The sequence below is a fragment of the Micromonospora sp. NPDC007208 genome (genome assembly GCF_042869175.1).
GTDB classification, from domain to species: domain Bacteria; phylum Actinomycetota; class Actinomycetes; order Mycobacteriales; family Micromonosporaceae; genus Micromonospora; species Micromonospora foliorum.
This window is the reverse complement of record NZ_JBIAFG010000014.1, coordinates 71784-93521: the sequence shown is the minus strand read 5'-3', so window position 1 is coordinate 93521 and position 21738 is coordinate 71784. Positions and strand designations below refer to the sequence as shown.

Annotated in this window: 21 protein-coding genes; 10 read left to right on the top strand and 11 right to left on the bottom strand. The window is 71.1% G+C overall.

Annotated elements, in window-relative coordinates; all coding sequences use genetic code 11:
• Positions 1-130 precede the first annotated feature (130 nt).
• Positions 131-1129, bottom strand: coding sequence for a hypothetical protein (locus ACFYL6_RS24645; protein ID WP_387174572.1), 999 nt, complete (start codon positions 1127-1129; stop codon positions 131-133).
• Positions 1130-1230: 101 nt separating this feature from the next.
• Between ACFYL6_RS24645 and ACFYL6_RS24640 the strand changes: the two genes are divergently transcribed.
• Positions 1231-2232, top strand: coding sequence for a hypothetical protein (locus ACFYL6_RS24640; RefSeq protein ID WP_387174571.1), 1002 nt, complete (start codon positions 1231-1233; stop codon positions 2230-2232).
• Here the strand turns inward: ACFYL6_RS24640 and ACFYL6_RS24635 are convergent.
• Entirely contained in the window at positions 2211-3047 is an 837-nt protein-coding gene (locus ACFYL6_RS24635) for a helix-turn-helix domain-containing protein (RefSeq protein WP_387174733.1), read from the bottom strand. The two genes, ACFYL6_RS24640 and ACFYL6_RS24635, sit on opposite strands and share 22 nt — an antisense overlap.
• Before the next feature lie 183 nt (positions 3048-3230).
• On the opposite strand from ACFYL6_RS24635, the gene ACFYL6_RS24630 reads away from it, so the two are divergent.
• Entirely contained in the window at positions 3231-3575 is a 345-nt protein-coding gene (locus tag ACFYL6_RS24630) for a DUF1330 domain-containing protein (protein ID WP_387174569.1), read from the top strand.
• A 112-nt stretch (positions 3576-3687) separates the two neighbouring features.
• Positions 3688-4563, top strand: coding sequence for an alpha/beta fold hydrolase (locus tag ACFYL6_RS24625; protein ID WP_387174568.1), 876 nt, complete (start codon positions 3688-3690; stop codon positions 4561-4563).
• Positions 4564-4570: 7 nt separating this feature from the next.
• On the opposite strand, the gene ACFYL6_RS24620 is transcribed toward ACFYL6_RS24625, so the two are convergent.
• Positions 4571-4801 carry a hypothetical protein gene (locus tag ACFYL6_RS24620; protein WP_387174566.1) on the bottom strand — a complete coding sequence of 77 codons (231 nt, stop codon included), beginning with the start codon at positions 4799-4801 and terminating at the stop codon, positions 4571-4573.
• Positions 4802-4894: 93 nt separating this feature from the next.
• Between ACFYL6_RS24620 and ACFYL6_RS24615 the strand changes: the two genes are divergently transcribed.
• Entirely contained in the window at positions 4895-5620 is a 726-nt protein-coding gene (locus ACFYL6_RS24615; protein WP_387174564.1) for a TetR/AcrR family transcriptional regulator C-terminal domain-containing protein, read from the top strand.
• A 173-nt stretch (positions 5621-5793) separates the two neighbouring features.
• A complete protein-coding gene (locus ACFYL6_RS24610) occupies positions 5794-6189 on the top strand; it encodes a hypothetical protein (RefSeq protein ID WP_387174563.1) in 396 nt (131 codons plus the stop codon).
• Between the two features lie 15 nt (positions 6190-6204).
• On the opposite strand, the gene ACFYL6_RS24605 is transcribed toward ACFYL6_RS24610, so the two are convergent.
• From ACFYL6_RS24605 to ACFYL6_RS24590, 4 genes are all read right to left on the bottom strand, one after another.
• Positions 6205-6588, bottom strand: coding sequence for a hypothetical protein (locus tag ACFYL6_RS24605; protein ID WP_387174731.1), 384 nt, complete (start codon positions 6586-6588; stop codon positions 6205-6207).
• A 123-nt stretch (positions 6589-6711) separates the two neighbouring features.
• Positions 6712-7881 carry a hypothetical protein gene (locus ACFYL6_RS24600; protein ID WP_387174561.1) on the bottom strand — a complete coding sequence of 390 codons (1170 nt, stop codon included), beginning with the start codon at positions 7879-7881 and terminating at the stop codon, positions 6712-6714.
• Entirely contained in the window at positions 7878-8393 is a 516-nt protein-coding gene (locus ACFYL6_RS24595; RefSeq protein WP_387174559.1) for a SigE family RNA polymerase sigma factor, read from the bottom strand. The genes ACFYL6_RS24600 and ACFYL6_RS24595 overlap by 4 nt, the downstream gene beginning before the upstream one ends.
• A gap of 117 nt (positions 8394-8510) precedes the next feature.
• Entirely contained in the window at positions 8511-9689 is a 1179-nt protein-coding gene (locus ACFYL6_RS24590; RefSeq protein ID WP_387174557.1) for a MalY/PatB family protein, read from the bottom strand.
• A 282-nt stretch (positions 9690-9971) separates the two neighbouring features.
• On the opposite strand from ACFYL6_RS24590, the gene ACFYL6_RS24585 reads away from it, so the two are divergent.
• Positions 9972-11018: an SMP-30/gluconolactonase/LRE family protein gene (locus tag ACFYL6_RS24585; protein WP_387174555.1), complete on the top strand. Its 1047-nt coding sequence runs from the start codon at positions 9972-9974 to the stop codon at positions 11016-11018.
• 194 nt (positions 11019-11212) lie between these two features.
• Here the strand turns inward: ACFYL6_RS24585 and ACFYL6_RS24580 are convergent, their stop codons facing one another.
• Entirely contained in the window at positions 11213-14047 is a 2835-nt protein-coding gene (locus ACFYL6_RS24580; RefSeq protein ID WP_387174553.1) for a M48 family metalloprotease, read from the bottom strand.
• The gene (locus ACFYL6_RS24575) at positions 14044-14532 is read right to left on the bottom strand and encodes a hypothetical protein (protein ID WP_387174551.1); all 489 of its coding nucleotides are present in this window, start codon (positions 14530-14532) and stop codon (positions 14044-14046) included. Before ACFYL6_RS24575 ends, ACFYL6_RS24580 begins: the two co-directional genes overlap by 4 nt.
• 622 nt (positions 14533-15154) lie before the next feature.
• Between ACFYL6_RS24575 and ACFYL6_RS24570 the strand changes: the two genes are divergently transcribed.
• Genes ACFYL6_RS24570 through ACFYL6_RS24555 form a run of 4 tightly spaced genes read left to right on the top strand, consistent with a single transcriptional unit; the run spans position 15155 to position 18345 of the window.
• The gene (locus ACFYL6_RS24570) at positions 15155-15676 is read left to right on the top strand and encodes a hypothetical protein (RefSeq protein ID WP_387174549.1); all 522 of its coding nucleotides are present in this window, start codon (positions 15155-15157) and stop codon (positions 15674-15676) included.
• A gap of 2 nt (positions 15677-15678) precedes the next feature.
• On the top strand, positions 15679-16251 hold the full coding sequence (locus tag ACFYL6_RS24565) for a hypothetical protein (protein WP_387174547.1): 573 nt from the start codon (positions 15679-15681) through the stop codon (positions 16249-16251).
• Between the two features lie 7 nt (positions 16252-16258).
• Entirely contained in the window at positions 16259-17488 is a 1230-nt protein-coding gene (locus ACFYL6_RS24560) for an MAB_1171c family putative transporter (RefSeq protein WP_387174545.1), read from the top strand.
• The gene (locus tag ACFYL6_RS24555; RefSeq protein WP_387174543.1) at positions 17485-18345 is read left to right on the top strand and encodes an oxygenase MpaB family protein; all 861 of its coding nucleotides are present in this window, start codon (positions 17485-17487) and stop codon (positions 18343-18345) included. Before ACFYL6_RS24560 ends, ACFYL6_RS24555 begins: the two co-directional genes overlap by 4 nt.
• 167 nt (positions 18346-18512) lie before the next feature.
• Here the strand turns inward: ACFYL6_RS24555 and ACFYL6_RS24550 are convergent, their stop codons facing one another.
• Both ACFYL6_RS24550 and ACFYL6_RS24545 read right to left on the bottom strand, forming a co-directional pair.
• Complete coding sequence (locus ACFYL6_RS24550) at positions 18513-20837, bottom strand: glycoside hydrolase family 3 N-terminal domain-containing protein (protein WP_387174541.1); 2325 nt, start codon at positions 20835-20837, stop codon at positions 18513-18515.
• Positions 20838-20876: 39 nt separating this feature from the next.
• Positions 20877-21737 carry a carbohydrate ABC transporter permease gene (locus ACFYL6_RS24545; protein WP_387174539.1) on the bottom strand — a complete coding sequence of 287 codons (861 nt, stop codon included), beginning with the start codon at positions 21735-21737 and terminating at the stop codon, positions 20877-20879.
• Between the last annotated feature and the right edge of the window lies 1 nt (position 21738).

Sequence of the window (21738 nt, the reverse complement as noted above, 5' to 3'; positions counted from 1 at the left end):
ACGCAGGGACGGGTGAGCAGCAGCGAATCGGCGCGGCGCAGCACCGCGATTCGCGAGATCGACGCCCACGACCACGCACCCGGATGGACATACATCAGATGTACGATTCCCCCTCCCGGATCGGTCCGCGTCAGCGAGCCGCTGGGGCGTCGTGCGCTGACTGCCGCTCGGCACGGCGCCGACCGGTGTTCGCGATGATCAGCAGACCAGGGATGGCACCGAGCAACCAGACCGCGATCAGCGGCCAGTGGATCAGCGCGCCCACCGCACCGCGGATCCGCGGGCTCTTCCCGACGGTGTACGACGCCTGCTGGTCCCAGGTTCGGCAGGACAACGAATAGACGCCGGGCACGGGCACGTCGAAGGAGGCGACCCAGGCGTACGAGGCGTAGTCGCCCCCGTAGTCGCCCGGCGCGATGGTGACCACCGTCGCCGACACGACCACCCGGTCGACGCCGGTGACCTGGCAGTCCGGATCTCGCGGCGCAGAACCCACGGCGAAGACCGCGTACCGGCCGGCCGCCGGCAGCCTCAGCTCGCCCGACTGGCTGGCCGAGGCCGCATACGGTCCGACCGCCCCGTACTCGACCCAGTCCTGCCATTCCGTGCTGCCCTCCGCACCGAGCTGGACCGTCGTCTGCCCGAGCAGGGCGCCCACCACGGCGACGATCGCCCCGGCGACGTAGCCACGTCGGGCCGGCACGAGCCCCGGCCGCTCCCGACCTCGGCCGAGCAGGTGGCCGACCGTCGCGCCGCAGGCGGCCAGCAGAACGCTCCCGACCAGGACGTCCCGCCACGGCGCCGACCCGGTGAGCGGAACGACCCACCGGTAGACCGCCAACGTCGTACCCACGAACACCGTGCTGACCAGCGTGACCGCGACCACCGCCGCGACCAGGGTCCGCCCGGCACGACGCGGACCGGAACGCCGCGCTGCCACCACGGCCGCAAGGACGGGTGCCGCCCCCACGGTCCACCACAACGCCGCGCCGACCCTGGCGTTCTCCTCCCACCGGTGCGTCCACTCGAAGAAGACCAGCGGGGCCGGCACCGTCACCAGCAGCCACACCGCAAGAGCCATCGGTCCGGGGACCGACCGCCCCACCACCCGCCAGGTCGCCGCGTTCATGCACCGATCATCGGGCATCGAGCACAGCGGCTCCCGTACGCAATCGGGTTGTTCTCCGCCGTCATACGGGTGACCATGGGCGGCATGGCGGGAGCCCGGGGATGAGGTCGCCGCTTCAAGGTGGACTACCGCCGGGCGGCGCGGCGGTCGTCGGTGCCGTCGTGGAGATCGCCTGCGACGAGTCGGGATTCTCGGGCACGAACCTGTTGCACTCGACCGCCCCGGTGATCACGCACGCGAGCGTCGACCTGACCCTCGACGAGGCCATCGCGCTCATCACCGCCCTGCGGTCCGGGTTCCGGTTCGCACCGCACGAACTCAAGTCCGGGCGGTTCCTGCGCGGCTCTGGCGCGGACGAGGCGCTGGAGTGGTTCCTGGCGGCGCTGGCCGGCCGTGCGCACGTCCACCTCATCGACAAGGAGTTCTTCCTCGTCACCCGGATCGTCGACTTCCTGCTGACCGAGCCGTCGTACGCGGCGGGCACCCGCCTCGCTCGCGAGCACCATCCGGCCGCTCTCGCCCTGCACGAGGCCGGACGCTCGACCGGAGGCGACTGGGACGCCTTCCTGTCGGCGTTCGTCGATCTGGTGCGGATGAAGCGGCGGCTTCCGGTCGACCAGACGGTGCGGAGGTTCTTCCAGGCCCGCGACGCGCTACGGCGGCACGGGCTCGGCCCGGTGGCCGATGCCGTCCTCGACGGGCTCCGCCCGAGTCACGTCCGGTTCGTGGTGGCCAGGCTCGACGTCGACGACCGCACGGTCCCTCCCCCGCTGGAACCGCTGCTGCCGGCGCTGGCGGAGACCGTCCTGTCCTGGAGCGGCGGGCGGCGGCAGGTGCTGGCGACCCACGACGAGCAGAGTGCCCTGACGGCCGACCGGCTGACCCGTCTCCAGCGGGTGTTGGCCGACAACGGCGACGCGCCGACGGCCGGCCTCGACCGGGCTGGGGCACTGCCGAACGGGGTGTCACCCCTGGCCGGGCTGGTGATGGTCGACTCCCGCGACGATCCGCGCGTCCAGGTCGCGGATCTCCTCGCGGGAGTGGCCCGGCGGATCCCCGGCATCATCGACGACGCGCTCCGTCAGCCGCCGCCTGCGGGGTGACGGGCAGCAGCCGCGTCACGATCGGCACGGGCTCGGAGGGCTTGCGTGGTCGCCGAGTCGGCGGGAAAGAACGCCTCGACGGCCAACCCGGCGACTGTGACATCCCGCGGCGTACCGAAGAGGGTCGTGGTGCTGACGAAGGACAACTCCTGGTCACCGTGCCGGTATCGCAGCGGGACGAGAACACGGGAGAGGGCATCACTGACCGGTGTCGTGTCGACGTCGCCACCGGGATAGCCACGAAGCTCCTCGTGCAGGTCGTACAGGATCGGGTCGTTGGTTGACGCCGCCTGCTGGTGCAGCCGTTTCAGCAGGTGGGCACGCCACTCGGGCAGGTTGACGATGCGCGGTGCCAGACCGTCGGGGTGCAGGCTGAGGCGCAGCACGTTGATCGGTGGGGTGAGCAGGTGCGGCTGCGCGTCCATGGTGAACAGGGCGACGGCAGGGTTGGCGTCGACGAGGTGCCAGTGCTGGTCCACCAGCAGCGCGGGGTACGGGCGGTGACCGTCGAGGATCTGCCGTACGGCGGCACGTACCGGTGCCAACTCGGGGTCGCTCAGTTCGTGGCGGGGGTAAGCGGGCGCGTAGCCGCCGGCCAGCAGCACCGTGTTGCGCTCGGCCAGCGGCATCTCCAGGTGTTCGGCCAGCCGCAGGATGAGGTCGGGGCTCGGCCGGGATCGCCCGGTCTCGACGAAGCTCAGATGCCGGGTCGACACTCCCGCCTCGATCGACAGGTCGAGCTGGCTCATGCCGCGAGTTCGGCGCCAGTCACGCAGCAGTTCCCCCACTGGTCGCCCCGGCCGGGTCGAGATCATCACTCACCGACCCTAAATCCGCGCCGGCACCCGGGCCATTACCTGCGAGGTAATCGACAGCCCACCACCAGACCGGAAATATCTCTTCCGGCACGACCGGTCCGGTGCCGCGACGCGGCGGCCCACGCCGCCCGCCACCATCGCGACCCGGGGCAGAAGACCAGACGCAAAGGACAGGCAATCATGACCGCGTACGCGCTCGCGCACCTCCGCAAGGCACCCGTGCACGTCGAGGTGCTGACGTACCTGGAACGAATCGACGCCACCCTCGCGCCTTTCGCGGGCCGGTTCATCGTCCACGGCGGCGCCATCGACGTCCTGGAGGGCGACTGGCCCGGCGACGTGATCGTCATCGAGTTTCCCGACCTGGCCCGGGCCCGCTGCTGGTACCAGTCCAGCGACTATCAGGAGATCAAGCCCTTGCGGACGAGGCACCTCACCGGCGAGGTGATTCTCGTCGACGGAGTCGAGCCCGGCCACGACTCGTCGCAGCTGGCCGCGACCATCCGCCGCGCCACCGATCGGTAGCCCCGGACCCTCGCCCCGCCCGGGTCGACGCACGCGCGTCGTCTCGAAAGACCGGGTGGCTCGCCGCCCGCAAGGCACCCCGACTCCGGTCGGCCGGCCGTAGTCTCATCGGATGCAGGACATCCAGACGCACACCCTGGTCATTCCCGGCGTCGACCTGGTCTACGACGTCCGCGGTCCGCTACCTCCCACTGGCGCCCATCGCGCGCTGCTCATGATCGGCCAGCCGATGGCGGCGGAGGGCTTCACCGCGCTCGCCCCGCACTTCACGGACCGCACGGTCCTCACCTACGACCCGCGTGGCCTGGGCCGCAGCGTCCGCAAGGACGGTCGGTCCGACCACACGCCGCAGCAGCAGGCCGCCGACCTGCACGCGCTCGTCGAGGCGCTCGACGTCGGTCCGGTCGACGTGTTCGCCAGCAGCGGCGGCGCGGTGACCGCACTCGAACTGGTCGCCACCCACCCCGGCGACGTCGCCACGCTGGTGGCGCACGAGCCGCCGATCAACGCCGTGCTCCCCGACGCCACTGCCGCCGAGCGCGCCCGAGCCGGCTTCTACGAGGCGTACCAGGCGAAGGGCTCGGGTGCCGGGATGGCCGCGTTCATCGCGATGACGTCCTGGCAGGGCGAGTTCACCGATGCCTACTTCGCCCAGCCCACCCCCGACCCGGCGATGTTCGGCATGCCCGCCGACGACGACGGCAGCCGCGACGATCCGCTGCTGTCGAAGAGCTCGTGGGCGATCACCGACTATCGTCCCGACGCGGGTGTGCTCACCGCCGCGCCCACCCGGATCGTGGTCGCGGTCGGTGAGGAGTCGGCCGGGACGTACACCGCTCGCACCACCCTGGGGCTCGCGGCGCTGCTCGGTCAGGAGGCCGTGGTGTTCCCGAGCCACCACGGCGGGTTCCTCAGTGGCGAGTTCGGCTACGCGGGCAAGCCCGAGGAGTTCGCCGTGCGGCTGCGGGAGGTCCTGGACGCTGGCTGACGTCCGCTCAACCGGTGGTGTCTGAGTAGACCTCGACGTCGTAGAGCAGCTGGACGTTTCGGCGCCCGTTGGTGATGCCGACGAAGACCGGATCACCGAACGGGGTGCGGCCCTGGCGCCACACCTGCTCCCGGGCCGCCTCTCGTGACTCGTGATGGAACCTGCCCTCCTGGTGCAGTTGCAGCACCCGACGGGCGGTGGTCCGGTCAGTGTCGAGGTGGACTCGCAGGAGAGGCATGCCGGAACCTCCTCGGCAACCGTCAAGGCAACTTGCGTACGGACAGCTACCTTACCGTCGTTAAATAGCCTGTCCACGTGTTTAGGATGCCCCATGACCACCGTCGAGCCCGGTATGTCCAACTCGCCGTCGATGGCGCGCCAGGAAAACGGCACCGCACCGCCGGTATGGCTGCGTGCGGTGCCGTCGCGGGCGCGGCGCAAGCCGCCACTGAGCATCGAGCGCATTGTGGACGCGGCGGTGATCGTGCTGGACGAGCTTGGCGCCGAGGGCCTGACAATGCGCTGCCTCGCGCAACGGCTGGACGTCACGGCGACCGCGTTGTACTGGCACGTGCGGACGAAGGACGACGTGCTGGACCTGGCCGTCGACCGGATCTTCGGCGATGTGCCCGTTCCGGACGCGAGCGAGAGCTGGCTAGAGGACATCCGCGTCCTCGCTCGCGCCTGGCGCGGCGCCATGCTGGATCATCCCTGGGCCGCAGGGCTCATCGGCCGCCCCATGCTCGGTCCGAACGTGCTGGCCCGCACCGAGTTTCTGCAATCGGCGCTGGTACGCGGCGGCTGTAGCGGACTGCACCTCGCGGTGGCGACGCGCCTGCTGGCCAACTACATCATCGGCGCCTCGCTCACCGAAGCCACCTGGCGACGGACCACGGAGCCGGAAACCAGGGCCGCGGCCCGCGCCCATATCGTGGCGAGCGCCACCGCCTATCCGACCCTCGACGCCTCGGGCCACCTCGACGACACCCGATGGGACGACGACCTGCTGTTCGAGGAGGGCCTCAACGGCATTCTCCGGACGGCGGTCCGGCGATAGTGAGCGAGCCCATCGGTACCGGTGCGAGCAGACGGCGCCGACGCCGCACCGTCCGGAACGAGTAGGAGACTGGGAGCTCGTGCAGTTAGGCCGGCCAGCCGTATCGTGGGAAGCGGAGGCGACGATCCGCCGCCTTCGATGAAGTTCCTCCCGCGGCGGTCGAGGAGAACGAGATGACTGGTCTGACGGCCGTCGGCGCAATCGTGGGCGTCCTGCTCGTCGGTCTCGTGGTCCTGGTCCGCAAGCCGGCCAACACCCGGTCGGTGCTCAGATGGTCGGCCCTGGCGATCACCACGCTGGTGGCCGCAGCGCTGGCTCCCTTCACCGTGGACGACTCGGGCGCCGCCGCCAGCTATCTGCTCGGCGTTCCCGTCGTCGCGGCGCTGCTGCCCGTTCTCGCGCAGCGGGTCGGTCGGCTGACCCTGCTCGCCGATCTGGTGGCCGCGTTCGTTCTCACCGGATGGGGCCTGCTGCTCGGGCTGGGCATCGGTGTCGCGTTCCTGCCAGCGGTGATACTCCTGGTCGCCAGCGCCGCGGGCACCTGGGCGCCGCGACCGTCCACCACGTGACCCGGGCACTCGCTGTCAGCCGTCCGGGGTGAACAGCCCCTGGACACCCACGACGATCGCGATGAGGCCAAAGATCGCGAGCAACAGTCGGACACCGGTGGCGGCGTCCGACTGATCGTCGCGCGGCGTCGACCGCCCGGTCAACCGGCCCCACAGCAGGGCGAGCCCCACACCGATCCCCACCACCTCGAAGTGGAACACCCGGGGCCCGGACACCAGGTGGACGATGAGGTAGTAACCGCCGGCCACCAACGCCACGAGGCCGACCACCCACGCAATCGGGGCGGCCCGGCCGGCGAGGCGGCCCAGGTCGTCGCCGACCCGTGGCAGCAGCCGCAGCACCGCCACGGCGAGTAGGAAGCCACCGACGATGTTGGCGAGGTCGAGCAGCAGAGCCATAACCACGGGAATTCTCCGTCGATCGGGTGATCAGCCGGTGGGAGCGTACCCACGGATCTGGTCGGTTGAAACGATCCGGACCGGCACGCTCCGGCAAACCCCGTGGTGAAACCGCTCGACCCCTCAGCGCGTGCAGCGCCACACCAACGGCCGGTACGCCTGGTTCTCGTAGACCGCCCCGACCACCGTCAGACCGTCGTCGCTGATCCCCTCGGCCGTGTACGTGCCCGCCTCGGTCGTCCGGACCTCGGGTCGGCCCGGCAGCCGACGGGTGGTGCCGTCCAGGGCCACCACCAGCGGCGCACCGTCGGCGACCAGCAGGTCTCCATTGCCGGCGATGCCGGCCACCCCCGGGAAGGGCAACACGTTCACCGCCCCGGTGGCGAGATTCCACCGCACCGGCAGCATCTGCACGGCGCCGCCCCGCTCGCCGCCGGGAACCATGCCGATCGCCCATTCGCCGTGCGCCGAGTCGACCGACGCACGCGGGTAGCCGTCGGGCACCGCCAGCGCCGCCCCGACGCCCTGCGGCGTCCACCGGTAGGGCAGTTCGCCCATCGTGCCGACGATCGCGCCGTCCTCGGTGATCCCGGTCGCCGACGATCCGCGCTCGCCGAGCAACCGGTACCGCTGTGGGTGGTCCACCGACCACAGCACGGCGCGGTGTGAGTCGTCGGACCTGCGGGCGGTCCCGACGATGTCGCCCCGGCCGTTGACCGCGTGCACGAGCACCGCGTCGTAACCGGGCGGGGTGGCCAGGAAACGCAGCTTCCCGTCCCGGTACACCCACCCGGTGCCGTCGCCGTTGGTGCCGACCACGTAGCCACTGGCGTTGACCGCGGCCGCGTACCGCGCGGCCGCCGGCAGGACGACCGGCCGGCCGTCGCTCCACAGCACGACCCGCCCGTCCTCCTGTCCGGTGCCGATGTCGCCGACGATGTGCCGCCCGGTGGGGTCGACCCTGTTGGCCACCGCGACCGGGCCGTCGATGGGCTGCGACAACCACGACGCCTGACAGGTGACCGGCGGGCGCGGAGTGGCCGACCCGGTTTCGGCCGGTGACACCGCGAGCGCCGGTGTGGTCGGCGCCGGCGTGCTGGCGGTCCCGCCGACCTGAACGGCACCCACGACGCCGACCCCGGCCAGCACCGTCAGCGCGGCGATCCCGCCGACGCGGTGACGCCGACGGCGCCGCCGGCCGTCGCGGACCGCCCGGCTCACGTCGACCCGCGGCTCGGGAACCGGCACCGACCGCAGCAGTGCGGCGATCCGCTGGTCGTCCCCCGTGGTCATGTCGGACTCCTCACTGACATCTCGGTGACGTCGAGCACCTGGCGAACGGCCGCCAGCGCCCGAGCCGTCTGCGCCTTCACGTTGCCTTCGGAGCAGCCCATCGCGGCGGCCGTGTCGGTCAGCGACAGGTCGCACAGGAACCGCAGGACCAGCACGGTGCGCTGGCCGCGCGGGAGGCGGGCGAGCGCGGCGAGCAGGCTGTCCCGCTCGGCCAGGTCGTCCTGCGGCGTCACCGGCGAGCGCTCCGGCTCCGGCACCGACCCCAGCAGCCGGACCTTCGTCCAGCTCAACCGCTTCTCGTCGACCAGCTTGTGCACCAGCATCCGGTGTACGTACGCGTCGACGTTGTCGGCCCGGCTGACCCGGCGCCAGTTCACGTAGAGCGCCGTGATCGTCTGCTGCACCACGTCGTCGGCCAGATGGGCGTCGCCGCACATCAGGAACGCGGTCCGATGCAGGCTCGGCAGTCGCGCGGAGACGTACTCCACGAACTCGCCCTCGGCATCCACCATCGAGGCTCCCTCCTCCGCAAGCTCGACGGGACCGGAGGCCGATCAGGTTGCGTTCCCGTCGAAGGACGGTCGGAAGCCAGACCACTCGGCCGCGCCGGGGTCGGCCCCGTTCCGGTCTCAGCCGACGGCGCTGGCCATCCGGCGGACCGCCTCGGTGATGAGCTCCGGTGCGGTGGCCAGGTTCAGTCGCACGTGCCCGCCGCCGCCGGTGCCGAACGCCGAGCCGGGGTTGAGCGCCACCCGGCCACGGTCGAGGAACACGGTGGCCGGGTCGTCGCCGAGGCCGAGGGCGCGGCAGTCCAGCCAGGCCAGACAGGTGGCCGGGCCGGGGTGGTAGCGGATGGCCGGCAGGTGCTCGGCGAGCAGCGCGGAGAGGAGCCGCCGGTTGTCGTCCAAGCCGGTCAACAGGGCGTCGAGCCACTCGCCGCCGTCGCGGAAGGCCGCAGTGTGGGCGATCACGCCGAGGTGGCTGGTGCTGACGCTGACCCCGAACGGGACCCGGGCGAGGTCCCCGGCCGCGGCCGGACCGGCGACGAGGAGCCCACCGCGCAGGCCGGCCAGGTTCCACCCCTTGGACGCGGACATCAGCGACAGGCCGTTCTCCGCGCCGGGCACCGAGAGGTACGGCACGAACCGCGCTCCCCCAGCCACCACCGGAGCGTGGATCTCGTCGGCGACCACCCGCACCCCGTGCCGCTCGGCCAGACCCGCGACGGCGGACAACTCGGCCGCGCTGTGCACGACGCCGGTCGGGTTGTGCGGGCTGCAGAGCAGGTACGCCGCCGGCCGTCCACCGGCCCGAGCCCGCCGGAACGCGTCCTCCAGCACGCCGAGGTCGATCCGCAGGTCCTCGCCGAGCGGCGCCTCCACGATGCGGCGGTCGGCGTGGGCCACTGACTCGTAGAACGGCGGGTAGACCGGGCAGTTGACGACTACCGCGTCCCCCGGCTCGGTGACCAGTCGCAACGCCTCGACGACGCCGTGCATGACGTCGGGCACCAGCGCGGTGCGCTCCACGACCAGCCCGTCCCAACCCCATCGCCGGGCGGCGAACTCGGCCAACGCCTGCGGGTAGGCCGTGCCGGCGGTGTAGCCGGTGTCGCCGCGCGCGACGGCGTCGGTGATGGCCCGCGCGACCGGCTCGGCCAGCGGCACGTCCATCTCCGCCACCCAGAGCGGCAGCACGTCGTCGGGGTACTCCCGCCACTTGAGGCTCGTTCGCTGCCGGAGTTGCTCGATCGTGAGCTGGCGGAGGGGGTTGACGGCGATTGGGGCACCACTGAGCAGGCCAGTCATGACCCGAGCCTATTCCCCGCGTCCGGCCCGACGACCCGGGCAACCGCTGATCTGTCCACTGTGGTCGTGCCGGAAGGATTTTCCGACGTTCTTTGGCATTGACCAGCGTCTTTGCATGCGAGCCCCGATCCGTTTCGGGATCAACGGCGAAAGATTGCTGCGGGTCGCCCGTTCATAACCTAGGCTCCCGAATACCCACATCGACGGCCCGCCCTCACGCCGTGCCAGCCACCGACCTCGCACGCCGGCCATCGCCACCCTCGACGCCGATTGGAGTATTCGATGACCTGGCGTCCCACCATTGCCGCACTGGCCGGCCTGTGCCTCGCGGTCAGCGCCACCACACTGCCCGCCGGTGCTGCCGTCGACGCTGCGCATGTTAGCGCTCACGCCACCCTCGCCGGCCCGCCCGGCGCACCGCCCGGGGTCTGCCCGACGGGGGCCAACTACGGCTCGCCGCTGCCGGCCAGCACCGTGACGGCCCCACGAATCCAGGGCGGGTTCACCTTCCTGGAAGGGCCGGTCTGGGTCGCCGACGGTGGCTACCTGCTGTTGTCCGACATGGCCGCCGGCACCGGGCCGTACAACGTCCAGCCGTCGACGATCCGCCGGTTCACCCCGCCGGCGACCTTCGACACGTTCATCGCCAACGCCGGCAGCAACGGGCTGGCGCTCAGCGCCGACGCCCAACAACTCGTCGCGGCCACCCACGACCAGCGCAGCGTGTCCACGTACCGGCTGAGCGACCGGGCCCGCGGCACCGTCGCGGCGAACTACCAGGGCCGGGCGTTCAACTCGCCGAACGACGTCGCGGTCCGTTCCGACGGCGTCGTCTACTTCACCGACCCCAACTTCCAGCGCGGCAACCGCGCCGACCAGATGAGCGGGCGGACCAGCGTCTTCCGCGTCTCCAACGGGCAGGTGTCGCTGGTGGACGACCGGTTGCGCCAACCCAACGGCATCTCACTCTCGCCGGACGGGACCGCGCTGTACGTGGGCGCCTACTCCGAGAACAAGATCTATAAGTACGCGGTCCAGCCCGACGGCAGCATCGGCGCCCGCAGCGTCTTCGTGAACTACATCGGCGGCCCGGACGGCGGCACGATCGACTGCGCCGGCAACGTGTACTGGACCTCCGGCGGCGACTCCCTGGTCCACGTCTACTCCCCCACGGGCACCCAGCTCGGCACGATCCGGCCCGGCAACACCGGCACGACAAACGTGGCGTTCGGCGGCCCCGACCGGCAGACCCTCTATGTCACGTCGGGCCCGTGGGGCGACTCCGGGCTGTACAGCGTGCGACTCAACATCCCCGGATATCCGTACTGAGCGACGGCTGATGGCGCGCCGCTGCCGTCGTGGCCCGACGTGGCGGCGCGCTACCCGGCGGTGGCGGCGATGAACACCACCGCCCCGACCACCACCAGCGCGGCGGCCAGGAAGGTCTGCCGGCGGGCCCGGCGTAACGCCTCCCGGACCTGCCAGGCGTGCGCGGTGGTGAGCAGCCACCGCAGGCGGTCGGTTCAGTCGGCCCCGCCGATCCGGTGCAGGGTGACGACGTGTCCGGGCGCTGCGGCGGTCAGGGTGTCCCCGGTGCAGCTGTAGCCGGCAGGCAGGGCGTAGTCGACGACGTCACCGGTGCCCAGCGCGATGGAGCCGCGCCGCGCACCGCCGATGCTGCCGGTCAGGGTCGCCGAGACCCGGTCCGCGGTGAAGGTGAGCTGACCGTTGGTCGCGGCATAACGCCACTGGATGATGCCGGCGCTGAGATAGGCGATGTGCTCCTGCGGCGCCGTCTCGGACCGGGCTGTGCTGTCGCCGAGATGCAGTGTCGCGGTGCCCTGCCGGGCGAACGACCACACCGCGCCGGAGCTGGCGAAGATGGCGACGTCGGTGGTGCTGATCGGCTGTACCTGCCGCCTGGACTGCTCCACCCAGTAGCCGGGCAGGCATCCGTCGGCGACCGTGGAGGTCGCGCCGTCGGTGGCCGCCGGGAGGAGCAGAACCGTCAGCCGGGGTAGCTCGGTCGCGGCGAACACGGTGCCGACGACCAGCACGGCCAGCACCGGCACGAGCCCGCGCGTACGGGCCCGGCCGCTGGCCTGCCCTTCGGCAGGCGGCGCAGCCTCGTCCGGTGCGGGTCGTCGAGGCCGCCGTGCCCGCCACACCGTGCCGGCCCCGGCGGCGAGCAGCGCGACCGGCACCGCCACGATCCCGGCCCAGGCCAGGACGATGTCCAGGTACAGGGTGTGCTCCCTGATAGGGGCGCCGCTCACGCCGCAGGTCACACCGTCGACGTAGATGTCCAGGCAGCGGGCACCGGTCCTGAGGAGATAGAGACCGGGTGCCGCGGTGGTCACCGCGACGAGCGCGGCCAGCGTGACGAGCGCGGGCCGCATCCGTTCACTGCGGAAGGCCACCGGCGCGGTCGCCAGCAGCACCGCTGCGGCGGTGGCCAACCCGTAGGTGTAGAGCAGGACGACGGTGAACGGGGGTGCCCCGGCGAGCTCGAATTCCTCGGTGGGGTGCCGGACAGCCTCGGGCAGTGACCACTGTGCGGCGAACGGAAGCGCCACGGCGACCAGCAGTGCTGCTGCTCCCGCGACGACTCCGGTGATGAGGGTGGGGCGCAGCCGCGCCAGGGCGACCCGTGCTGCCAGCAGTGGCGCACACGCGAGGGCGACGAGGGCGAGACCGAGGGGCAGGTTGCTGAGGGTGACCACGGGCAGATAGGTCGTCGAGACCACCCGGGCCAGGTCGCGGTACCAGGTGATGTCCGCCCCATAGGTCGGCGGGGGGCCGAGCTGGACGGCTGTCAGGTGCTCGGCGCCCACCAGCCAGTAGAACAGAAACACCGCGCCGACCAGCACGAACAGCGTGGTCAGAACGGCGGGTGTGAACCGGGTGGCCCGGTCCGGCCGCCACGAGGCTCGGTGGGCCGACGTGAACCAGACGTGCAACAGGCAGGCGCCCAGGCACAACAGGGCGGCGGCGGCGAAGGACGCGTCCGCGCCCACCATTCCCGCCCCGCTGGTGAAGGCGGACAGGGCGGAGACCGCAGATCCGGCGCCCACGCTGAGCCCGAGCAGGGTCGGCACGCCCCAGTACTGTCCGCTGGTGGGATTCGTCGGGTATGCGCCCGCGACGGACCGTCGCGCGCAGGCCGCGAGGAAAAGGGCCAGGGCGGCGGCCACCAGAACACACACGAGTACGCGGCCCGGCGTCGCGCCCACCGCGGCGGGCACCACGTACAGGAGGTTGGCCAGCGCGACGCCGACGGCGAGACCGAAGACCACCACGTCGGTGGCGCCGGTCCGCAACAACCGCAGTGGGTCGACGACAGTGGCCCGCCGCAGACCGGGGGCGGGGTGGGTGCCGTACCAGGAGAATCGGCGGCCGGAGGGCCAGGGCAGCACGTCGATCGCGGCCAGCAGGGCAGAACGGCTCCCGGCCGCGGCGGCAGCCACATCGGCATAGTGCTCCCTGGTGCGTAACACCGAGTTACGGGCCAGGTAGACCATCGCGGTGAGCAGGGCGATGGACGCGAGCACAGCGACCAACTGCCACCCGCTGTTCAGCCCCGCACCGATCATCGTTCCCGGCAGCACGGGCGCGAGCAGGGTCAGCAGGAGCAGGGGCAACGCCGTGCCGACAAAGACCCACCAGACGGCGATTGTCAGGTAGGTGATGCCGACGTCGCGGTTGCGCAGGTGCGCCAGTTCGTGCAGGACGACGGCGCGAAAGCGGGGCCGGTCGGTCGCCAGGAGCACCCGCAGCCCGACATCGAGCCTGATCCGTGGGCTCCACGGCAGGCCGTACGCCTGCCCGCTCTGCCCGTACGAGTAGGGGGCCAGCATCCACTGTGGCCCTCGCCGCGGCGGGAACCGGTCGAGCAGGTCGGTCAGTTCGTCCCGCAGCACCGGATCGGCATCCCCGTCGAACCTCTCCAGCCGGCCCCGGCGGCGTACCCACCAGGGGTGTAGCCCGTACACCAGCAGCACGAGCCCGACCTGTGCCGCCAGCGCCCAGCCCACCCAGGTGGCCTGGGCCAGGGTGGCGGGTGCGGTGCACTCCACGAACGCGGTGACTGTCGCTTCGTCCCGGGCCAGGTTGTCGACGAGTGTCGTGGGCACCGAGCCGGCCGGGCCGCGTAGGACCGGCTTACACTGCGCGAAAACCGTGCGGTGCGATTCCAGGTGCGGTGGGATCGCCAGGTATGCCATCGCGAGGATGACCGCGCTGGTCGCCAGCGCGGCCGTGATGAGCAGCAGGAACCGCAGGTGCGTCCCGGACGGCGCGGCGAGGACGCGTTCGGTGTCGTCGTGGCGGCGCTGGGGCGGATCGAGGACGGTGGTCACGCCTTCGGGCCCTCGCCGAGTCTGCCCCGGCCCACGACCGCGTCTGCCAGCAGAGCTGCCCGGCTGGGCGGGATCTTGCCGGGGCCGGTCAGCACCTGCGTGACGAGTTGGTGCACGTGATTCCACTGCTCGACCGTCAGTGCCAACGGTGACGAGTCACTCGACTGCTCGGTATCCGGCGACGCGGACTGGTCGCCGAACATCTGCCGCGCCGCCGCACCCGACCAGCTGATCCCCCGCCGAGTGGCATCTTCGACCAGGTACGCCCACACCACCCGGGCTGTTTCGAGCATGAGGGGGGTCAACAGCAGAACCGTCTCGTCCGCCCCGAACTTCAGGGCACCACCCGACGGCGCGCCGGCGAGCGCGCGGCGCCGGTCCCGGAGGAAGGCGGACGCCAGCACCGGGAACAACGCCCTCTCGGCGTCGACCGAGGGCTCTACCACCGTGGCGCGGTCCACCATCAGCCGGGCGAGGTCGGTCACGGCTTGTTCGTCCTCGGCAGACCGCACGGGTTCCTCGATTCGTCCGAGCGTCACGACATCGGCGTCACGCCATTCCTCCCCCGCCAGCCACCGTAGCGATTATCGCGCCACAACCCGGAGCTTGGGTGTGTCAAATTAATGGCTCTCGCGGAGGGAAAGTGGCGTAACAATTGATACACCGTGATAACGATTCGCTTTTCGCGGACAAAATGGTCGGGCACCGTGAGCCGGCTACCGGCTGACGTCCGGCGCCACTGTCGCTGGGCCGCTGGCAGACATCGGTCCTCTGCCAGAGCGGCCCAGCGACCCCCCACCAACAAGCGGCGGCCGGCGGGGCAAACCTGCCGCCACCGACCCGACGCGCCGGTCAACGCCGCGGGAGGAGCCCCCCGTTCCGCTCCTTGCGGAGCTAACTCCTCCCACCGGTGGCGCGCCCGGTTCGGCCAGCCGGACACCCCCATCCGGCGCGCAACGGGTGTTGAGCCGATCGGGTTCACACTCAACACACGTTGCTCCAAACAGGAGCGAGCATACGCTCACGTTCCGTGCACGTGTCAACATCTGTTTTGCCTCGCGGCGCATCTGCGACACTGTCGTTTAGGCGGCTGGAGGGTGAAGATTCATGGTTGACGATTGGCACGCAGAGCAGGAGCTGCCGCCCCTCGACACGCTGGCCGCGAGGCTGGAGTACCTCTTCGACAAGATCCGCCCGACGCCCGACGAGCTCAGCGACTCCGACGAGTCCGGGCGCAGGTACACCAACCGGGAGATCGCCGACAAGATCAACGAGGTGGCGGCCGAGACGGGCGTGACGATCAGCGCCGCCTACATCGGAGAGTTGCGCCGGGGCGTGGCCAGCGATCCCCGTACCTCACACGTCCGTGCCCTGGCCGCCGCCTTCGGGGTCAACTCGGGCTACTTCGTCGACGACGCGGCAGCACGACGAACAGCGGACCAGATCACGCTGCTCAACGAGCTGCGCCGGATGGATGTCAAGCAGGTGGCGCTGCGCCAGGTGCTGGCCGACAACGGGCTCTCCGCGACGGACACCATGCTCATCGAGCAGATGGTGACCCGCTTGCGAGCCGTGGCGGCAGGTGTCGACGCTGGCACGACCAGTTCCGCGCCGGCCGATCGCGGCTAGCCGTGCAGATCCTTCGGTGGGAGTACACCGACGAGCGGGAGAACGCTGACGTGAAGTTGCACCGACTACGCAGGCGCTGCGAGCGGATCGTTGCCGAGCTTGAGGTGCCCGAGCCCTTCGACATCCGGAAGCTGTGCGACGTCCTCGCCGAGCGGCGTGGCCGGCCGATCCACCTGGTGCCGATCAAGCTGCCGGCACAGACCGTGTGCGGGATGTGCGTACCAACCCGCGACTTCGACGCCATCTTCTTCGAGCAGGACACCTCGCCGCTGCACCAGTTGCTGATCATCGGTCACGAGTTGGGTCACCTGCTCGCCGGCCACCGGGCGACCGAGGTGCTGGACGCGGACGCCTCCCGCCTGCTACTACCGGACCTCGACCCGCAGCTGGTCCAGCGCAGCCTCGGTCGCAGCAACTACGCCGCGGACGAGGAACGCGAGGCCGAGATGATCGGCTCACTGCTCCTGCGGCGGGTCCGTGGCAACCGCAGCGACGTGGACGACGCGCCGTTGACCGGCCAGGACGTCGAGCTGTACGGCCGGCTGCGGCACTCACTCGAACATCCCCACTGGTAGCGCCGGAATGGACACCGTCCTCTACGCGGTATGCGCCGCGGTCGGCTGGATCGCCCTCGGCTACATGGTGCGACTCCAACGCCGGCACCCCAGCCAGGCCCGCCGCGCGATCTGCTTCGGTCTCGGCGCGTTCGCCGCCGGGATCACGGTCGCCATCCCGCCCGTCGCGACCGCGATCGACGAGGTGTCGGGGCTACCCAACCTGGCCAAGGTGATGGCCCACGCCGGCGCGCTGACCATCTCGGCGAACGCCGAGATCATGCTCCTGCACTTCGCGCTTCCCCCGGCGACGGCCAGCGCCCGGGCCCGCAAGTGGATCTGGGTCACCGCGTGCGCGTTCCTCGTCATGGTCGGCTTGTTCGCCTACACCCTCACCTACGACGAGCCGGTGCTCCTGACGGTCGAGTACGCCACCGACCCCGTCGTGACCGCCTACCTGCTGATCTTCCTGATGCTCGGCTTCTTCGCCTACTGCTTCGACATCGCCCGGCTGTGCTGGAGCTTCGCGAAGATCTGCGGACGACCCTGGCTGCGCCGCGGCCTCCGCATCACCGCAGTCGGGGCCGCCTTCGCGCTGCTCTACAGCACCAACAAGATCGGGTATCTCGTCGCCTACTGGGCCGGCTACCAACCGGCCGGCGAGCGACAGATCGCCGCGGTCCTGGTGACCATCGGCGCTCTGCTCATCACGATCGGCCTCACCATGCCGGCGTGGGGGCCCACCCTCAAGATCACCCGACGGTGGGAGGACTACCACTCCTACCGACGACTCGAACCGCTCTGGCGTGACCTCATCGCGGCCCTTCCCGAACTCGAACTCGACCCCACCCTGCGCCGACGCCGGGCAGCCATCCGCGACACCGACTACGCGCTGACCCGCCGGGTGGCCGAGATCCGCGACGGCCGCCTGGCGCTGCGCCCGTACTCGGATATCAGTGTGACGACCCTGGCCGCACAGTTCGCCGAGCGAGCCGGGCTGACCGCCGAGGAGCGGCAGGCATCAGTGGAGGCCGCCCACCTGGCCTGCGCCCTGCGTCGCCACCGCGCCGGTCGGGTGGCCGCGGTCCCGCAACCCGCCGACGAGCTGCACCGCCCGGACGGCGGCTACGCCGGTGAGGTCGCCTGGTTGACGCTTGTCACCGAGGTCTACGCCCGCTCGCCGGTGGTGGCCCAGACGATCGCCGCAACCCGGGAACCGGCCACCCCGCATCCCACCGCTGGAGACGCCCGCCGATGAGAGGCCGCTACGCCAACCTGACCCGTACCCGCGCTCTCGACCCGGAGCGCGACTACCTGGACATCTACCAGACCATGCTGCGCTACGAGTTTCCGTGGGACCTGAAGCTCGGGCTCAACCTCGCCTTCAACAGGTCCTTCTCGGTCCCCGCCATCGCCAGGGTGCACACCGCCACGGGCGAGTTGACCGAACGCACCCAGAAGCGGATCGACGACACCGGCCTACTGATGTACGAGATGGTGCTCAACGGCTTCGACCAGCCGCGGGGCCGCGAGGCGTTGCGGCGCGTCAACCAGCTGCACCGTCCGTACGACATCAGCAACGACGACTTCCGCTACGTCCTCGGCTGCCTGGTCGTGATCCCCACCCGGTGGTTGCAGGAGTACGGCTGGCGCCAACCCTGCTGCCACGAACGTCACGCCACGTACCTCTTCTACCGGGAGCTCGGCCGACGGATGGGCATCACCGACATCCCCGGGTCATACGACGAGTTCGAGACCTGGTTCGACGCGCATGACGCGGCTCACCTGCGGCCCAACGACGACGCGGCGGCCATCGAACGCGCCACTCGCATGCTGATGCTCACCCGGCTCCCCCGAGTGCTCGCGCCACTGGGAAACGCACTGGTCAGCGCCATGTACGACGCGCCGCTGCGACGGGCAACGCGGGTCGACACGCCAGCCTGGCCGGTTCGGGCGGGGCTGCACCTGGCCTTGAAGACGCGCTCGCGGTTGCAACGGTGGTTCGGAGCGCCACGGACGACGGCGTTGTTCGCCGATGGGATCAGGGCCAGGAGCTACCCCGACGGGTACGAGATCAGCCAGCTCGGCCCGGACCACGACCGGGCGCACGAGTAGCACCTCCGCCCTGCCGGCGTCGTCGGCTCAGCCGAGCGCCGGGTCTGGGCTGCCGCCTCGACGGGAGGCTGGCCGGATCGAGGCCGGCCGGGGCGGGCGATGCGCCGCGACCCAGCTGGGGCCGGTCCGCCGACCGACCACTGGGGACAATCGGCGGACCGGCTCTTTCAGCGGACGTCGGTGGTGGTCCAGCGTGGGGAGGCGTTGGTGACCGGGATGGTGTCACCGACCAGCGTGGTCACCGCCTGGGCGTCCCGCCGCCCGCTGGTGCCGACCCAGAGTTCGACGTCGCCGGACTCCACGACGCGGGTGAACGTCCGGTCGGAGAAGGCCAGACGGGTGGTGGGGACGGTCAGCTCGACCGTGACGGACTGGCCCGGTTCCAGGTGGACTCGCCGGTAGCCGAGCAGCTGCGCCACCGGCCGGGTCACCGAGGCGACCAGGTCGCGACCGTAGAGCTGGACCACGTCGTCGCCGGCGACCGCGCCGGTGTTCGTCACCCGCACGGTCACCCCGAGCGCCCCGTCGGTGGGCACCGTGCCGGGCACGGTGAGGTCGCCGTACGCGAACGTCGTGTAGGACAGGCCGTGGCCGAACGGCGCCACGGGCGTCGCCGGCAGGTTGGTCACCTCGTTGCCCGCACCGAGGGTGGGGTGCAGGTAGGAGTACGGCTGCGCGCCGGCCGACCTGGGCAGGCTGACCGGCAGCCGGCCCGACGGGTTGACCCGCCCGGAGAGCACCCCCGCGATCGCCCCGGCGCCCTCCTCGCCCGGGAAGAACGCCTGCACCACCGCCGCGCATCGCGAGAGCGCCCAGCCGACCGCGTACGGCCGGCCGGTGAGCAGCACGAGGACGACAGGTGTGCCGGTAGCCAGCACCGCCTCGACCAGTTCGCGCTGGACGCCGGGCAGCTCCAGGTCGTCCCGGTCGCAGCCTTCGCCGACCGTGCCGCGTCCGAATAGGCCGGCGTGGTCGCCGACGACCAGCACGGCGACGTCCGCTCCGGAGGCCGTGGCGACCGCCTCGTCGAAGCCGGATCGGTCGTCGGTGTCCACGTCGCAGCCGCGCGCCCAGGCGACGAGATCGCCGCCGAACTCGGCCCGCACGGCGTCGAGCACGGTCGGCACCTCGATGCCGGTCTCCACGCCGGGGTGCTGGACGAGGACGTGGTTGAGGAATGAGTAGCACCCGAAGAGCGCACCCTGCCGGTCGGCGTTCGGGCCGATGACGGCCACCCGTCGCCCCGCCGGCAGCGGCAGCGCGTCCCGGTTGGCGACCAGCACGATCGACTCCTCGGCGAGCCGGCGGGCGATCGACCGGTGCTCCGGCGAGTCGAGGTCGATGGCCGGGGGCGGCTCGTCGCCGAAGGTCGCGTCGAGCAGACCGAGGTCCTGCTTCTGCCGCAACACCCGCAGCACCGCGCGGTCGATGAGCGCCTCGTCGAGCTTGCCCGCCCGCACCGACTCCCCCAGGGTCAGATAGGCGTCGCCGGTCGGCAGTTCGACGTCGACACCGGCGGTCAACGCCTGCCCGGCCGCGTCCGCGTGATCGCCCGCCACGTGGTGCAGCAGGTTGAGGAACGCGACCCCGTAATAGTCGGCCACCACCGTGCCGTCGAAGCCCCACTGGTTCCGCAGGATGCCGGTCAGCATCGTCGGGTCGGCGGCGACGGGCACCCCGTCGATCTCGGCGTACGAGTGCATGACACTGCGGGCGTCACCGTCGAGGATCGCCATCTCGAACGGGAGGAGCAGCACGTCGGCCAGTTCCCGGCGGCCGACGTGCACCGGGGCGAAGTTGCGCCCGGCGCGCGAGGCGGAGTAGCCGGCGAAGTGCTTGAGGGTGGCGTGCACCCCCTGCGACTGCAGGCCGCGCACGTACGACGTGCCGATGGTGCCGACCAGGTACGGGTCTTCGGCGATGCACTCGTCCACCCGACCCCAGCGGGGGTCACGGATCACGTCGAGCACCGGAGAGAGCCCCTGGTGGACGCCCAGGGCCCGCATCGAGGCGCCGATCGTCGCGGCCATCTCGGCGACCAGTTCGGGGTCGAACGCGGCACCCCAGGCCAGCGGGGTGGGGAAGGTGGCCGCCTTCCACGCGGACAGCCCGGTGAGGCACTCCTCGTGGACGATCGCCGGGATGCCGAGCCGGGTCCCGGTGACCAGGTCCCGCTGGAACTTCCACAGCCAGGCCGCGCGTTCCGCCGCGTCCAGGGGGCGGGTGCCGTAGGCGCGGGTGAGGTGACCGAGCCCGTGCCGGGAGAAGTCCTCGAGCTTGAAGGCGTCGCCGAACTCTCCCTGCAACGGTGCGACCGCCTCGCCGTCCTCCTTTTCCCAGAAGCCGACGAGCTGGGCGATCTTCTCCTCGATCGTCATCCGGCCGAGGAGATCGCGTAGGCGCGCCCCGCCGTCGTGCCCGTCCGGTCGGCCGTGCTCGGGACCTGCCTGAGCCGGCGCCGGCCCGTCCACCACCGCGTGGACCTCAGTCATGCTGTGCCTTCCTGTGGTTGTGCTCAGTACCGCTGCCGCTCAGCCCTTGACCGCGCCCTGCAGGCCGCCGACGATCTGCTTCTCCGCGAGCGTGAAGAAGAGCAGTGCCGGCAGCATCGCCAGCGAGGTGAAGGCGAGTACGCCTGCCGTGTCGGTGGTGTACTGGCTGGAGAAGTTCTGCACGCCCAGCGGCAGCGTGTGCAGGTTGACGTCGCTGAGCACGAGCAGCGGCAGCAGGAACGAGTTCCAGCTCGCCACGAACGCCAGGACGCCAACGGTGACGAGCGCGGGCCGCGACAGCGGCATCGCGACCCGCCAGAGGAAACCGAGCCGACTCGCACCATCGATGGCGGCGGCGTCCTCCAACTCTCTCGGGATGGCCGAGAGGAAGGGACGCAGGATCACGATCGTCAGTGGTAGTGAGAAGGCGACCTGCGGGAGGATCACCGCGTAGTAAGAGTTGATCAGGTTCAGGTCACGCAGCATGAGGTAGAGCGGCAGGATCGCCGCCCCGGCCGGAAACAGCAGGCCGAGGGTGAAGAAGGTGTAGAGCCCCTCCCGTCCGCGGAAGGTGTAGCGGGCGAGCACGAACGCGGCGGCCAGCCCGAGCACGACCACGGCCAGCGTGGTGCCGAGGGCGATGACCGCGCTGTTGAACGCCTGTTGCCAGAAGTTGCTCTGGGTCAGCACCCTGGCGTAGTTGTCCCAGACGAACGGGTCGGGGAGGCCGGCCGGGTCCGCGACGATCTGCGGGGTGGTGCGGAACCCACCGATGACGACGTAGATGACCGGGGCGATCGACACCGCCGCGATCGCGAGGGCGAGCGCGTAGGTGAGCGGCGTGCCCCAGGAAACCTGACGGCGCCCGGTGGACGGGGGGAGAACCGTGTTCACGGCCATC